Here is a 15,189-nt window from a genome sequence, read left to right on the forward strand (position 1 = left end):
TCAAGAATTAATTGTTTTGAGCACCAGCTTGAACCCAAGCTCTTATCTTATCAATTTCGCAATTCGAAAGCTTTCCGGTAGGTGGCATTTCAGCACCACTTGTTCCGGTGATTCTACCCACCAGATCACCATTGTCTGCAATCTGTTTGGCCGAACTATAGGTTCTTAAATCCAAACCACCTACTCCGCCCGGGCCAACATGGCATCCGGCGTCGGTACAGTTATTTGTAAGGATGGCTTGAACTTCGGCACTATAAGTCACATTTGAACTATCACAAGGTGCTACCTGAAGGTCTTCCAGGTTTTCACTGCTGCAAGCTATTAAGCTTAATGCCAGCAGGGAGAGGCTAAAAATTTTCCGCATCTTTCTATTTTGGAACAGGACGAATATATTCTTTATTTTAGGCATTTCACGAATCTATCTTTATTTACGCTAAGTTTAATCCTACGGTTTGCCTGGAACCGCTCCAATAGCATTACTATGAAAAAACTACTCCTTCCCCTTTTGATTGTTGCGGCTTTAGCAATTGCTGCCTATTGGTATGTTTTCCATAAACCCCATCGGGATTTAATTCATGAAAATGCTGCCTTTAGCCTCAGTGCAACGCACTTAATGAACGACTTTCAAAAAGATCGCTCCCTGGCCGATTCGCTTTATATCGATCAAATCATCAGCCTGAAAGGCGTAGTTAAAGAATTGCAAGAAGCCGCCTTGATTTTAGAACCCGGTATCTATGGTAGTTTAGACAGCACAGCAAGCATGCCTGCTCTAAAGGTGGGCGACAGCGTTCAAATTAGGGGTCGGGTTCTTAGCTACGATGAACTCTTTGAAGAAGTAAAACTGGATTTCGTTCAGTTCGAAAATCAATAAACCCAGGCACTTCTGCGCAAGCGTAGTAATTGCAAAAAACCAATTACGAAGAAAGCCGACATCGCTAAAGCACTGGCTTTCATATCTCCGGTAATATCAATCAAATAGCCATATACCAGGGTACCACAGATAATGGCCACCTTCTCACTTACATCGTAAAAGCTAAAGAAAGAAGCCGTAGATTGGGTCTCGGGTAATAGCTTGGAATAGGTACTGCGGCTAACCGATTGAATTCCACCCATTACTAAACCTACCAAGGCACCTACCCCATAAAATTTGTATTCTACTAAAGGATCCTCACGATTCAGGAAAAAGGCTAAAACACAAATTAAAGCCCATATACCAATACTGATTTTTAAGGAGAGAATATTCCCTCTTTTCTCAGCCAGATTCGCAAATAAATTGGCCCCACCAATTCCCACGAATTGAATAATTAAAATAGTGGCAATCAACTTATTGCTATCCAAGCCAAGTTCTTCACTGCCAAAAAGGCTCGCCAAAAGTATAATGGTCTGTACGCCTACACTAAAAAAGAAAAAACTGTAGAGGAATACCTTTAAACGAGGATCTTCTTTCAACTTAGACATTACCGCTCTCAATTCACGAAAGCCCTGCCATAAATAACCTTCTGACTTTGGTTTACGATGATGGACATTATAGGGTAATCTTCTAAATGTGATCTGTGCAAATCCTATCCACCAAATCCCTGTTAACAGGAAGCTGAATCTAGTTGCTGTTCCTGTATCCGGAAAGCCAAAACTCTCAAAGAAGATAATCATGACCAGATTGATAATCAACAGCAGTCCGGAACCAATATAGCCCAGGGTAAAACCACGTGCACTCAAACGATCTTGCTCCTCCGGACTGGCGATTTCCGGTAAAAAGGCATTGTAAAAAACTATAGAACCCCAAAAACCCACACTGGCAATTACGCTAAGGCCGATACCGAGATAAACATTATCCGCATCAAAAAAATAAAGCCCCATACAAGCTAAAGATCCCATATAAGCAAAGACCTTTAAGAAGGTGCGCTTACTACCCGAGTAATCGGCAATACCGGATAAGAAAGGACTCAAAATTGCCACTATAACGAAAGAGAAAGAAAGCGAATACGAATAGAGAGCGGTACTCTCAAATTCAGTTCCGAAAAACGAAATCTCTTCCGGGCTTACTGCTGCAAAATATATAGGAAAAATGGCCGTGGCAATTACCAGCGAGTACACGGAATTAGCCCAATCATAAAAGGCCCATCCGAACTGAATTCGTTTGTTGGTCATGCATGCAATATACTAATCGCTGCCCATTAAATGCGTTTATCTTTGCGCCATGCAAAATTTGGAAAGACTAAGCGAGGAGCTTAAAGAATACCTGGTTGAAAGGCCAGATATTGTGGTTACCAATCACTTCAATCCAGATGGTGATGCCGTGGGAAGTGCTACCGCCTTATGCGGGGTTTTAATGCAGCTGGGGCTGAAGGTGAAAATGATTATGCCCAATGATTATGCTGCCAATTTAAAGTGGATGACTCTAAGCGAAGAGGTGCTCTTTTACGATCAAGCGGAAGCCGAAGCAGATACCTATTTGGAAAATGCCGGATTGCTGATTCACCTCGATTATAATAATCCCGCGCGTAGCGGTCCCATGGAATTAGCGATTCGCCATAGCCAGGCTAAAAAACTGATGATCGATCATCACCAACAGCCGGATGATTTTTGCGATTGGACCTATAGCGATACTTCCATGAGTAGTACCTGCGAAATGGTTTGGCATTTTCTGGAAGCTATGGGCTGGACCGATATGTTGAGTAAAGATTTAGCCGAAGCCCTTTATACTGGCATTGCCACTGATACCGGTAACTTTCGCTTTAGCAGCACCAGTCCTCTCACCCACCGAGTTACGGCTCAATTATTGGAGAAGGGGGTCGAAAATCAAAAGGTGGCCAGTAGAGTGTACGACAGTAATAGCATTAGTCGTTTTCAATTGCTGGGTCGCACGCTCAATCAAATGGAAATACTGGAGGATTTTCATACCGCCATTCTTTATCTCGACCAAAAAGATTTGGATGCATGTGGGTTCCAAAAAGGCGATACCGAAGGATTTGTTAACTATGGACTTTCCTTAAACGACATGGAATTGTCAGCTTTTATCTTACCTCGAGATGGCGGCCATAAATTGAGCTTCCGGAGTAAAACTTCCTTTGATGTAAATCAATTTGCCCGCAACTATTTTGAGGGAGGTGGGCATAAAAATGCTGCCGGAGGTAAATCCGATCGCAGCATGGAAGAAACCATCGCCTATTTAAAAGATTGCCTAAAATCCCATCAGGAAGAATTAAAGAGCTATGCAACAATCGTTTAAATACCTGCTGTTAATTTTAAGTTTAGGAGCTTGTCGCCCTGGAACGGAAAACAGTCAAAAGCTGGAGTTAAGGCAAGAAGCAAGTCAAAACCCGCGGGAAAATAGTATTGAAGCGCATCGGGCCTTTTTGCAAAAGGAGATAGAGTCTATTAAGGCTTATATCGCCGATCGTGACCTGGATTTAGAGCGTAATGGCACGGGCATTTATTATTCCATCGATAGTACTGCGGCTCAGGGGCCGATGGCGAAAGAGGGCGATTTGGTTTATTATTATTACAGCATTTCGATGCTAAATGGCAGTCAGCTCTATCAATCGGATAGCAGCAAACCCGCATCCTTACTCATAGACCGGGAAGATGCCGAAATCGGATTACACGATGCCTTAAAGTTAATGCGCGTTGGGGATAAGGGCTTCTTTATCTTACCTTCGCATCGCGCCTTCGGGGTGGGAGGCGATCAAAATAAAGTTCCCCCCTTTACCGCATTGGTATATAAATTAGAAGTCTTAGAAATTCAAAATCAAAATCAACAGAAATGAGAAACTTTTGGTTGACCGCATTCCTCATCGGAGGCCTGTTGTCGAGCTGCAGCTCCCAAAATTCCGTGGTAATTAATGGCGAAGAGCAAGAATTAAGCGACGGTGTTTATGCCCACATGAATACTACTTTGGGCGATATCTTAATCAAACTTGAAGAGGAAAAAGCACCTTTAACCACTGCTAATTTTGTGGCTTTAGCCGAAGGAAATCACCCCGAGGTAGCCGAGCAATTCAAAGGAAAACCCTTTTATGATGGTTTGATCTTTCACCGTGTGATTCCTCAATTTATGATTCAAGGTGGTGACCCCGAAGGAACCGGTATGGGTGGCCCCGGATATCAATTCGAACAAGAAACCAGCAAAGAGCTGAGTCACAATAAGGGCGTTATCTCTATGGCTAATTCTGGTCCTAACACCAATGGTAGTCAGTTCTTTATTACCGTAGCTCATACCGCTCACCTCGATGGTGGCTATAATGTATTTGGTAAGGTGGTAGCCGGACAGGATGTAGCCGATAATATTTCTGCTGTAGAGCGCAACCGTCAAGATCGTCCTAATACTGATGTAGTGATCAATAGCGTAAAGATCATCCGTAAGGGATCAGCCAAAAACTATGATGCTCCTAAAGCCTGGAAAAAGGCCAAGGAAGATATGGTAGCTGCCAAAGCGGAAGAAGAAGCTGCCGCTAAAAAACAGGTTGAAGAACTAACTGCCGGCATGGAGCAAACCAGCACCGGTTTATACTACGAAGTACTAACAGAAGGTACTGGTCCTAAGCCAGAGCCCGGCCAAATGGTATTAATGAACTATTCTGGTTGGTTACCTGATGGAACCTTATTCGATTCCAGCATTGAGGAAGTAGCCAAAGAAGGTGGTCGTTTTAACCCTGGTCGTAAATACGAGCCTTTTGCAGTAGCGGCAGGTCGTAATGCTCCGGTTATCCAGGGATGGCGTGAAGCCTTGGTGCGCATGAAAGTGGGCGACAAATGGAAATTGGTTATTCCTCCTAATTTAGGTTATGGCAGCCGCGGTGCTGGTAACTTAATCCCACCCGATAGCTGGTTGGTATTTGAAGTAGAAATGGTATCCATTAAAGAAGCCGGTTCAGAGTCCGCCAAATAAGAAATGATGCAAGACGGTATTTATGCCCGTTTCAGCACCCCCAGAGGTAGTATTACCTTAAAGCTGGAACATGAAAAAACTCCACTCACCGTTGCCAATTTTGTTGGATTGGCGGAAGGTAAAATTGAAAACAGCGCCAAAGGAAACAATGAGCCCTATTATGATGGCTTAAGCTTCCATCGCGTAATTGCTGATTTCATGATTCAAGGTGGCGACCCTACCGGCAGTGGCGCCGGAGGTCCCGGATATAAGTTTGTCGATGAGATTCATCCTGATTTAATCCACGATCGCCCCGGTATTTTAAGCATGGCCAATGCCGGCCCTGGCACCAATGGATCTCAGTTTTTCATTACCCACGGAGCTACTCCCTGGTTAGATGGAAAACATACCGTATTCGGTTCAGTAATAGAAGGCCTGGAAGTGGTGAATGCCATTAAACAAGGCGATACCATGGATAAGGTAGAAATTCTCCGTCAAGGTGCCGAAGCCGAAGCCTGGGATGCTGCCGCCGTATTTAGCGAGTGGATGGCTAAACAAGATGAAATTGCCGCCGCGGCTCGTAAGGCTGAAGAAGCGAAAATGGCCCAATTAACCGAAGGTTTTGAGAAAACCGAAAGTGGCCTATTCTATAAAATCACTGCCGAAGGATCAGGCGATAAGCCTCAAAAAGGTCAGACGGTAGCGGTGCATTATGAAGGTCGTTTAACCGATGGCACCGTATTCGATAATTCACATCAACGCGGGGAACCTATTAGCTTCCCGGTAGGTGTAGGTCGCGTTATTCCCGGATGGGATTTGGGAATCCAATTATTAAGTGTGGGCAGCAAAGCCACCTTAATTATTCCCCCCGACATGGGCTATGGCGCCTCAGGCGCAGGCGGAGTAATTCCTCCTAATGCCTGGCTAATATTTGATGTAGAGCTAGTAAGCGCTCAATAAATTTAAAGCGAACCCGAAGGTTCGCTTTTTTTATAGCTTTTCGCATCTTAGTTACATGAAATACCTCCTGCTCCTTCTCTCCGTTTTTAGCACTTGCTGGCCGGCCCAGAGTCAATGGATCGCCATACAAGAAAAACATATCGTTCAATTGACGGGACAGGAGCGACAAATGGGCCTTTTTGATGAAGGTCCCAGATTATTTGATCAGAAAGGAAAAGCCAATCTAAAACCGCATCGACGCTTTCACCCCACCTATCAAAAGCTCTATCAACCACAGGAGTTTTTGATTAAACTAGATGGTAACTACCGCCTCGATTCAGTGCGTTTCTACGATGGCGCCGGCAAAGACAGCTTTGAAATTTACCTGGGAAATCCTGCTGAATGGAATTTAGTCTTAAAGCAGAGTACTGATCGCTATGAAAGCTGGCGTAGCTTCGAATTAAAAGGCCAATCTGAATTAATTCTACTGCGCTTTAAGGGACCGCAGGCCGAGATTGGCGAAATGTATTTCTATGGCGAAAGACTGGCGCCCTTAAAAGAGCCTTTGAAAAATCGGCAATTGCGCTCTCCCCTTAGCTTAAATGAGTTTATGGGCATCAATGCCTTTATTGATGATCCGGGATCCAAGGTAGAAGCCGTTGCCGGTTTGGTGCGCGAATACCACAATTGGGATTGGCATTATCCTGAAGGACTAAAGGCCGGGCAAATTCAGATGGAAGGCATTCGCTTTGCTCCGGCCGCCGCTGGCTATTGGGATTTTGATCAATACTATACCGATCTTAAAAAACGAGGGCTGCAAAGCTATCCCTGCTTGCAAGGCAGTCCACTCTGGTTAGCCTCTGAGTTTGATCATAAACCTCAGGATCTCAATTTCGCTGCAGATGATCCCCAAGCCTATCGCCAACATGCTGCCTTTGTATGGCAATATGCGGCTCGCTATGGCAGTAGAACACAGGTGCCCAGTACTTTAAATTTAGCTAAGGGGCAGGCTCCATTATCGGGTTTAAACCTAATCGCCGGACTCGAAAGCTGGAATGAACCCGATAAATGGTGGCGCGGTCGTGAGGGGTATTTCCATCCTTTCGAATATGCAGCTATGCTAAGTGCCGATTTTGACGGACATGCCAGTACCTTGGGACCTCTCTATGGATTAAAGCAAGCCGATCCCAATCTGGACTTTGTGATGGGCGGTTTGGCTGGATTAGACACAAATTATGTGGAAGCCATTCGCCTCTGGGCCCTATATCGTCGGCCTAAAGGCAATTTCCCGGCTGATGTGCTCAACTTCCATCATTATAGCAATGATGCTGGTGGTCAGAATGATCGTGCTGATCATGGCATTCCGCCTGAAGATGACCATTTAAAACAAAGACTCGAAGCCTTAGTGCAATACCGTAATGCACATCTGCCAACTCAAAAAATTTTCCTTTCCGAATTTGGTTACGACACCAATCCCCGCTCCATTCAAGCACCTCCCCACGATGATTCATTGGAGGTCTTGGCGGCACAAGCCAATTATTTAGTGCGCTCCATATTACTAGCCCATGCTTCCGGAATTGATGGCGCTTTCATTTACATGCTTCGCGATGTTAATGCCCCCAATCCCAATAAGTACATGAGTAGTGGCCTTACGGCAGAGAAATGGAACAAACATCGGCCAAAGCCCTCTTATTATAAGCTAAAGGCCCTAAAGCAAATCATGGGTGAATTTGTCTTTGTTGAGCAGGAACAACCCAACTTAAAGGAATTGCACATCTTCCGCTATCGTCATCGCGAAACCGGGCAAAGGGCTTATGTGCTCTGGGTAAAATCGGATGGACGAAAATCGACTTACAAAGAATTGTACTTCCTCAATGAAAAGCGAACACCCAGCAAAGTCTACCGCTTACCTTCCGATAACCAAGAATTAATACCAGAGGAGTTTAATCTCAGTCAGGGATTTGAAGTGAATAACAGTCCGGTAATCCTGATTTATGATTAAAAATCACCGTCCATTTCACCTCTACCTTCTGGCCTGCGGGATTTACGCTGATTAATGCGATAACTGAAATTAAGCGTAATCTGACGCTGACGCCATTGGAAGGTTCCGAAAGTATCGAAATAGCCACCGGAGGCAATGGGCCCCGAAGTATAATATCTACGTACCCGATTATTAAAGAGATCGCGCACCGCTAGGGTTACCGTAGCATTGCCTTTCATGAAATCCTTAGTCCAGGCCAAGTCAAAAGTATAAATCCCCAAACGACGGGTTTGAGCATTCTGGCTAGGTCCGTCCATATTGAAGCTCACCTGTAAATCGCTATCCCAAAACTTAAAGCGGTTTACCAAACGCCCGCTACTGGAGGCATTATCGGCTCCAAAGTCGGTCCCTTCATAAGAACCCACTAATTGCGTATAGAAGAGGTTCAAGTTGGCATTTACCTCATACCATTTAGCCAGATTATACTGGAAGTTGAATTCCATTCCATAGGCATCTTGCACCGCCAGGTTAATTGGGAAAAAGCGGGTAAACTCCTGACCATCGCGCTCTTCCACCAAGGTAATACGTTCAATTACCCCGGTACGGTGACGGTAATAAAGACCGCTGTACAAGCTACCCTTTTCGAAGTAGCGCACATAACCAGCCTCATAACTGTCGGTAAACTCGGGGTTCACATTTGGGTTTCCAGAGAAGAAATTTCGATTATCGCTAAAACCAAAAAATGGAGCCAGAGTACGAAATCCTGGTCGGCTGATTCTGCGACTGTAACTCAACTGCAAATCCGATAAGGGACTGAAGGAGTAGGTGAAAAAAGCACTGGGAAAGAGATTGGCATAATTGCGACGATTCACGCTATCACCATAGCCCACCTCCGTGGTTAAATCTGTAATCTCAGCGCGCAGGCCTAATTGATAAGTAATCTTCTTTTTCCAGGCTCCATTGTAAATCCCATAAGCCGCGTAAACATTCTCGGTAAACAAGAAACGGCTATCAAATTCCGGATCGGGAATATAGGTCCCATCATCGGCTCGATCGCTTAATTCGTAATCGTTTTCAATTTCGCGCAGAGTAGAACGCGCTCCTAATTCATAACTCCGCTTCTCCCCTAAGGGATGTACATAATCGGTTTGAAGCAAGGTACTACGCTGGTACTCGAGGTTTGCCACTTGCTGTAAAAAGGTACCTGGACGCCCTAAAGTATCTTGCTCAATGCGTGAGTTTTCCCGATCATCTTCCAGACTGTATCGGAAATCAGCGGTCCATTTATGGTCTTCATTATCGCTAAAGGTCTTTTGCCAGGAGAGATTTCCTTCCACCACTTCTTCAGTTTCCGTTTCGGCATCATGGCGCTTCACCTCACGTACAATTGCATTGTTGGCATCGCGATCCACAAATTCCAGATCCACATAATTCTTATCCCTACTGGGACTGTATAAGAAGGAACCGGTTAGGGTTTGATCTTCCCTAAGGTAATAGTCCATCCCAGCCCTGAAACTAAAATCATAGCCTCCGCGACTTTGATAGCGATCACGACTAAAAGAATAATTGGTATCCGCTAAAAAGAACTTTTGATTTGAGCGTCCACCACCAGGGGAACGACGCTGGTTAAAACTAATATTGGTGAAGAAATTCAAGCGATTTTGGCGGTAATTCATGGTTGCCCCGGCTCCGTATAATTCGGGGTAACCACCACTTATATCAAAGCTGCCATTAAAGCCTTTTTGATCCTGCTTTTTCAGCACAATATTAATGATACCTGCTTCTCCTTCGGCATCATAACGCGCGGAGGGATTGGTAATCACCTCAATCTTTTCAATGGTATTTCCCTGTAATTGCCTTAAGGCTGAGGCGGGATCGGAACCTATTAAACCACTGGGCTTACCATTAATGAGAATGCGCACATTATTGGAACCCCGCAAGGCCACATTACCTTCTACATCCACCGTTACAGATGGTAGATTATTCAGGATATCAGAAGCATTACTGCCCACGGAGGTCAAATCCTTAGCGACATTAAATACCCGCTTATCCTGCTCAAACTCCATCATTTTAGATTGAGCCACCACCTCCACTTCTTCAAAAACCGAAGCGGCCGATTTCAAGGCAATATCGCCTAGTTCTAATTGGCCAGATGCCGGCACCTTAATATTCATTGAGTCGGGCTGCATACCTACATAGGAGATATGCAATTTGTAGGCACCCGCTGGAGCGGAAAGACTAAAACGACCTTCCATATCTGTAGATAATCCTTCTATAATCTGATTGTTTTGATAAAGCACCACATTGGCCAGAGGTAAACCTTCTTGATCAGGACCAATAATATGGCCTTGAATTTGGGACCAAAGCGAGCTCATTGATCCTAAAATTAAGATCAGACTGCAGAGTAAATTTCGCATAATCAAAGAATCGGTAATTAACCGTATTTGTTCATTAAGCAGGGAATTCCTTTTCCATGCGTTCTTCTAAGGCTACCATCTCATCACGAAGGGCAGCCGCTTCAATAAAGTCGAGGGATTTGGCCGCAGTTTCCATTTTACGACGAATCTTATCTACGCCCTTACGCATATCTTCCCGCGAATGGTAAACCGCATTTTCTTCTGCGGCTTTAGGTACAACCAGATTGCTGCGATAGGGATTATGGTCCTTCTTGGAGCCAGGTAAAATGGAATCGGTGGATTTCTTTAAAGCGGTTGGCTTTAGGCCATGATCATCATTGTATTGCTGCTGTATAGCACGACGACGATTGGTTTCATCAATGGTGCGTTGCATACTGTCAGTCATCTTATCCGCATACATAATCGCCAGGCCATTCACATTTCGAGCAGCCCGACCTACGGTTTGCACTAAGGATCTTTCGGCTCTCAGGAAACCTTCTTTATCGGCATCTAAAATAGCTACCAGACTAACTTCCGGTAAATCCAATCCTTCACGAAGAAGGTTTACACCAATCAAAACATCAAAGAGACCTAAACGTAAATCGCGCATAATCTCTACCCTTTCCAGGGTATCCACATCCGAATGCACATAGCGACAGCGCACGCCATAGCGAGTAAGGTATTTGGTTAATTCCTCCGCCATTCGCTTAGTAAGGGTAGTTACCAAAACGCGCTCATCCAATTCCGTCCGTTTATTAATCTCCTCCATCAAATCATCGACCTGATTTTGCACCGGACGTACTTCAATACGAGGGTCTAATAAGCCAGTAGGTCGAATTAATTGCTCTACGACTACACCCTGACTCTTCTCCAGTTCATAATCGGCCGGAGTAGCACTTACATAGATCACCTGGTTTTGCAGGCTTTCAAATTCGTCGAAGGTCAAGGGTCGGTTATCCATCGCCGCTGGCAAACGGAAACCATATTCAACCAGGTTTTCCTTTCGGGATCGGTCACCACCGTACATGGCGCGCACCTGGGAAACGGTAACGTGACTTTCGTCTATGACCATCAGATAATCATCCGGGAAATAATCTAATAAGCAGAAGGGACGAGTGCCTGGTGCCCGGCCATCTAAATAGCGGGAATAATTCTCAATCCCTGAGCAATAGCCTAATTCACGGATCATCTCCAAATCAAATTCGGTTCTTTCCTGTAAACGTTTTGCTTCCAGAGGTCGACCTTGCTTATTGAAGAAATCTACCTGCGCCACCATATCATCCTGAATTTGATGAATGGCCTTTTGCAAGGACTCTTTGCCGGTCACAAAGATGTTGGCTGGGAAAATGCGCACCTGTTCAAAGGTTTCCAATACCTCGCGATTGGAAGGATCGAAGCGTTCAATACGCTCAATTTCATCCCCCCAGAAATGAATGCGGAAGGCAGTATCAGCATAAGCTGGAAAAATATCTACAGTATCGCCCTTCACACGGAAGCTACCGCGAGTAAATTCTGCGGCGGTTCGATTGTAGAGGGCATTTACAAAGGCATATAAGAGCTTATTGCGCGCAATCACCTGCCCCACTTCAATCTCAATTACCTGCTGGTTGAAGGATTCAGGGTTACCAATACCATATAAGCAAGAAACGGAAGCCACAACCAGTACATCCCGACGACCCGACAATAAGGCCGAGGTAGTGGAAAGGCGTAGTTTTTCAATTTCATCATTAATACTGAGGTCCTTCTCAATATAAGTTCCGGTAGTAGGGATATAGGCCTCGGGCTGATAGTAATCGTAGTAGGAAACAAAGTATTCCACCGCATTATTGGGGAAGAACTGCTTGAATTCTGAGTACAGCTGAGCGGCCAAAGTTTTGTTATGACTTAAAACCAAAGTTGGCTTTTGAATCTCCTTGATCACATTGGCAACGGTAAAAGTCTTACCTGATCCAGTTACCCCTAAAAGAGTTTGGTAACGCTCCCCCTCTACCAGCCCTGCGGCCAGTTCCTTAATCGCCTGCGGCTGATCTCCGGTAGGACTGTATTCCGATTGAATTTCGAATTCTTGTGCCATGCCGCGAAATTAGGTATTGTAAAAGCATTTCAATCGCTAATTAGCGAGCAATCCTGTTAATTAAAAGCAAAAGGATTTAGGCTTGCCTATTGATAATCAATTAGAAGACAATCCAGGATCGAAGGAAAAGTCAAGAAATTTTGTGCAGAAGGATTTTCATTTTACATTTGCATCGTGCACGATATAATCTTAAACGATTTAAAATGCGATACCTTCAAAATATCTTTAGAATACTATTAGGAGCAGCCATGACCTTCGCTGGAATTGGTCACCTCAGCTTTCAACGCGAAGAGTTTCTGGCCCAGGTTCCACGCTGGTTACCTACGGATCCCGCCTTTATGGATTTTGTAGTTCTGTCCTCTGGAGTGGTAGAAATCAGTTTAGGTCTGGCTTTAATTTTCTGGATTAAGCAAAAAGCCAAAGTGGGCATTGCCCTGGCCATCTTCTATATTCTGATTTTCCCGGGCAATATTTCACAGTATACTAATGGCATTGATGCCTTTGGCCTGGATACGGATCAAAAGCGCTTGATTCGCTTATTCTTTCAGCCCGTGCTTATCCTTTGGGCCCTTTGGTCGAGTGGAGCTTTTCCATATTTAAAAAAATTAAAATCCAAAAAACAGTCATGAGCAATTCCAGTATTTATCAATTCGAAGCCGAAACTTTAAAAGGCGAAAAAGTTCGTTTGGAAAACTATCAGGGTAAAACCCTCCTCATCGTAAATACGGCCAGTAAATGCGGACTTACCCCGCAGTATGAAGGTCTGGAAGAACTTTATCAGAAATACCATGCTCAAGGTTTGGAAATCTTAGGTTTTCCCTGCAATCAATTCGCCGGTCAAGAACCAGGCAGCAGCGCCGACATTGAAGAATTTTGCTCGGTAAATTACGGGGTGAGCTTCCCCATGTTTGCAAAGGTGGATGTAAATGGTAAAAACGCACATCCTCTTTTTAAGCATTTAAAAAAGGCCTTGCCTGGCACCCTAACCAATGCCATCAAATGGAATTTCACCAAGTTCTTAATTGATGCCCAAGGGAACCCCGTGAAGCGCTTTGCTCCCACCACCGAACCTTTGAATATGGAAGAGGATATTCAAAAAACCCTTGGTCATGCCTAATCCAGAGGAACTTCTTTTTCTGCGCAATCAGTTATGCTTTCCGCTTTATGCAGCTTCTCGCATGACCACCAAAATCTATGCGCCTCATTTACAGGAACTGGATTTAACCTATCCCCAATACCTCGTAATGCTGGTGTTATGGGAAAAAGACGAGCGCAGTGTTAATGAAATATCCAAAGAACTGCATTTGGAAACCAATACTCTTACTCCCCTTTTAAAGCGTTTGGAAGGAAAGGAAATCATCTGCCGTGAGCGATCCCAAAGTGATGAACGCAGTGTGAAAATCAGCCTATCTGAAAAAGGTAAAGACTTATATAAACAAGCTTTGGAAATCCCTGGCAAGATTTGGTCCAGTTTCCAAAGCTCAGAGATTGACACCCAAGCTTTAAAGGACTTTCAGCAAAGCCTATTTAAATTGGTTAATACCCTGGAAGAGCAGGTAAACAGTATGAAGTAGAGGACTCTGCCCATAGACTAAGCTTAAAATGATACCTTAGGTTTCTTAAACTAAGCTTATGAATCCAATTCTACGAAACCTAATCGCTGTAATCGTCGGTGCCTTTTTAGGCGGTGCACTCAATATGTTTATTGTCACGAATGGCAGCTCCATAATTCCTCTTCCTGAGGGAGTTGACAATAGTTCCATGGAAAGCCTTAGTGCAGGCATGCACCTTTTTGAACCCAAGCATTTCCTAATGCCTTTCCTGGCCCATGCTTTAGGGACCTTATTGGCCGCATTTGTTTGTACCAAAATTGCGGTTCACCGGAAATTGGCCTTAGCGATGTTAATCGGAGTTTTCTTCTTAGTGGGTGGCGTAATGATGGTATTCGAACTGCCCTCCCCGGCATGGTTTAATGCTACCGATATTACCCTCGCTTATATCCCCATGGCTTGGATTGGCTATCGATTGGGAAAGTAAATTAGAGGCTAATACCAAATCGTTCGTGGAAACGGTGCTTTAAGAGCCAGCCAACGAACCAGGTACTGAAGAAGCTAAAGCTACTGTACATCACCGGAATCAAGGAAATTTCCGCTCGACCAATAACCTGGGTGGCGATAAATATTGCCAGGGCTGCATTTTGCAAGCCTAATTCCACCGCTATAGTGTAGGAACCATCATGCTTTATTCCCGACCAACGCGAAAGGAAAAAGCCCATTACCATGGTTCCCACATTAAAGGCGACGAGAGGAATAAAGAGCCAGAAATGCTCCAAAAAGGCCGCTGACTGTGAACCGCCATCTTCAGCAAATAAAGCATAGCTGAAAATCAAAAAGAGGATTATTGGCAGGATATAGCGCAGGGGTTGTTGCAAGCGCTTAATGTAATCTCTGGGGCCGTATTCATGCAGCAATACTCCCAGTACCACCGGCAAGACCACCGTAAATAGGATCTCCTTAAAAGTATCCATAAAGCCTATGCTGATTTCGGTTTCGGTATGCAGAAACCAGGTAAGCGCTAAATTGAGATAAAGCGGGATACTGATTAAAATCCCAAAGCTATTGAAAGAAGTAAGGCTAACCGATAAGGCCACTCTACCCTTTAGCATATGGGTTACCAAGTTCGAGGCCGTGCCACCCGGAGCCGAAGCAATAAGTACCAAACCCACCTTATGCAAGGGGTCTAAAGGAAGAATCCAAGCCATTAAAAAGGCGATTAGGGGCAGCAAAAAGAACTGCCCGGCCAATCCAATCAGGATTCCTTTGGGTCTTAAGAATACCCTGCGGAAATCTGAAAAGCGCAGCCCCAGGCCAATACCCAACATAATGAAGGCTATGCCTCCTGGTATAAGGTAATCGCCCAGACTTTGCACCTC

Annotated in this window: 15 protein-coding genes; 10 read left to right on the top strand and 5 right to left on the bottom strand. The window is 44.6% G+C overall.

Annotated elements, in window-relative coordinates:
* Positions 1–7: 7 nt before the first annotated feature.
* Positions 8–364, bottom strand: coding sequence for a hypothetical protein (locus ACO05P_RS06750; RefSeq protein ID WP_421754299.1), 357 nt, complete (start codon positions 362–364; stop codon positions 8–10).
* A 117-nt stretch (positions 365–481) separates the two neighbouring features.
* On the opposite strand from ACO05P_RS06750, the gene ACO05P_RS06755 reads away from it, so the two are divergent.
* Complete coding sequence (locus ACO05P_RS06755) at positions 482–871, top strand: OB-fold protein (RefSeq protein ID WP_421754300.1); 390 nt, start codon at positions 482–484, stop codon at positions 869–871.
* Here ACO05P_RS06755 and ACO05P_RS06760 read toward each other — a convergent pair.
* Positions 865–2,148, bottom strand: a complete 1,284-nt coding sequence (locus tag ACO05P_RS06760) for an MFS transporter (protein ID WP_421754301.1) — start codon at positions 2,146–2,148, stop codon at positions 865–867. The two genes, ACO05P_RS06755 and ACO05P_RS06760, sit on opposite strands and share 7 nt — an antisense overlap.
* Positions 2,149–2,206: 58 nt before the next feature.
* Between ACO05P_RS06760 and ACO05P_RS06765 the strand changes: the two genes are divergently transcribed.
* From ACO05P_RS06765 to ACO05P_RS06785, 5 genes are read left to right on the top strand one after another with little or no spacing between them, the layout of a single operon-like run.
* Entirely contained in the window at positions 2,207–3,229 is a 1,023-nt protein-coding gene (locus ACO05P_RS06765; protein ID WP_421754302.1) for a DHH family phosphoesterase, read from the top strand.
* Positions 3,213–3,767, top strand: a complete 555-nt coding sequence (locus tag ACO05P_RS06770) for an FKBP-type peptidyl-prolyl cis-trans isomerase (protein ID WP_421754303.1) — start codon at positions 3,213–3,215, stop codon at positions 3,765–3,767. The genes ACO05P_RS06765 and ACO05P_RS06770 overlap by 17 nt, the downstream gene beginning before the upstream one ends.
* Positions 3,764–4,888 (top strand): peptidylprolyl isomerase, encoded by a 1,125-nt coding sequence (locus tag ACO05P_RS06775; protein ID WP_421754305.1) that lies wholly within the window; start codon positions 3,764–3,766, stop codon positions 4,886–4,888. The genes ACO05P_RS06770 and ACO05P_RS06775 overlap by 4 nt, the downstream gene beginning before the upstream one ends.
* Before the next feature lie 6 nt (positions 4,889–4,894).
* Entirely contained in the window at positions 4,895–5,827 is a 933-nt protein-coding gene (locus tag ACO05P_RS06780) for a peptidylprolyl isomerase (RefSeq protein ID WP_421754889.1), read from the top strand.
* 55 nt (positions 5,828–5,882) lie between these two features.
* The gene (locus tag ACO05P_RS06785) at positions 5,883–7,808 is read left to right on the top strand and encodes a hypothetical protein (RefSeq protein WP_421754306.1); all 1,926 of its coding nucleotides are present in this window, start codon (positions 5,883–5,885) and stop codon (positions 7,806–7,808) included.
* Here the strand turns inward: ACO05P_RS06785 and ACO05P_RS06790 are convergent.
* Together ACO05P_RS06790 and uvrB are read right to left on the bottom strand one after the other, a co-directional pair.
* Positions 7,805–10,204, bottom strand: coding sequence for a TonB-dependent receptor domain-containing protein (locus ACO05P_RS06790; RefSeq protein WP_421754307.1), 2,400 nt, complete (start codon positions 10,202–10,204; stop codon positions 7,805–7,807). The genes ACO05P_RS06785 and ACO05P_RS06790 overlap by 4 nt on opposite strands.
* A gap of 34 nt (positions 10,205–10,238) precedes the next feature.
* Positions 10,239–12,257 carry an excinuclease ABC subunit UvrB gene (gene uvrB / locus ACO05P_RS06795; RefSeq protein WP_421754309.1) on the bottom strand — a complete coding sequence of 673 codons (2,019 nt, stop codon included), beginning with the start codon at positions 12,255–12,257 and terminating at the stop codon, positions 10,239–10,241.
* A 203-nt stretch (positions 12,258–12,460) separates the two neighbouring features.
* On the opposite strand from uvrB, the gene ACO05P_RS06800 reads away from it, so the two are divergent.
* Genes ACO05P_RS06800 through ACO05P_RS06815 form a run of 4 tightly spaced genes read left to right on the top strand, consistent with a single transcriptional unit; the run spans position 12,461 to position 14,294 of the window.
* Entirely contained in the window at positions 12,461–12,886 is a 426-nt protein-coding gene (locus ACO05P_RS06800; protein ID WP_421754310.1) for a hypothetical protein, read from the top strand.
* Positions 12,883–13,374: a glutathione peroxidase gene (locus ACO05P_RS06805; RefSeq protein ID WP_421754312.1), complete on the top strand. Its 492-nt coding sequence runs from the start codon at positions 12,883–12,885 to the stop codon at positions 13,372–13,374. Before ACO05P_RS06800 ends, ACO05P_RS06805 begins: the two co-directional genes overlap by 4 nt.
* The gene (locus tag ACO05P_RS06810) at positions 13,367–13,831 is read left to right on the top strand and encodes a MarR family winged helix-turn-helix transcriptional regulator (RefSeq protein WP_421754314.1); all 465 of its coding nucleotides are present in this window, start codon (positions 13,367–13,369) and stop codon (positions 13,829–13,831) included. The genes ACO05P_RS06805 and ACO05P_RS06810 overlap by 8 nt, the downstream gene beginning before the upstream one ends.
* Before the next feature lie 58 nt (positions 13,832–13,889).
* Positions 13,890–14,294 (top strand): hypothetical protein, encoded by a 405-nt coding sequence (locus tag ACO05P_RS06815; protein ID WP_421754315.1) that lies wholly within the window; start codon positions 13,890–13,892, stop codon positions 14,292–14,294.
* 1 nt (position 14,295) lies between these two features.
* On the opposite strand, the gene ACO05P_RS06820 is transcribed toward ACO05P_RS06815, so the two are convergent.
* Positions 14,296–15,186: a bile acid:sodium symporter family protein gene (locus ACO05P_RS06820; protein ID WP_421754316.1), complete on the bottom strand. Its 891-nt coding sequence runs from the start codon at positions 15,184–15,186 to the stop codon at positions 14,296–14,298.
* Positions 15,187–15,189: the final 3 nt, after the last annotated feature.

This window comes from Croceimicrobium sp. (assembly GCF_965228705.1).
Classification (GTDB): Bacteria; Bacteroidota; Bacteroidia; order Flavobacteriales; family Schleiferiaceae; genus Croceimicrobium.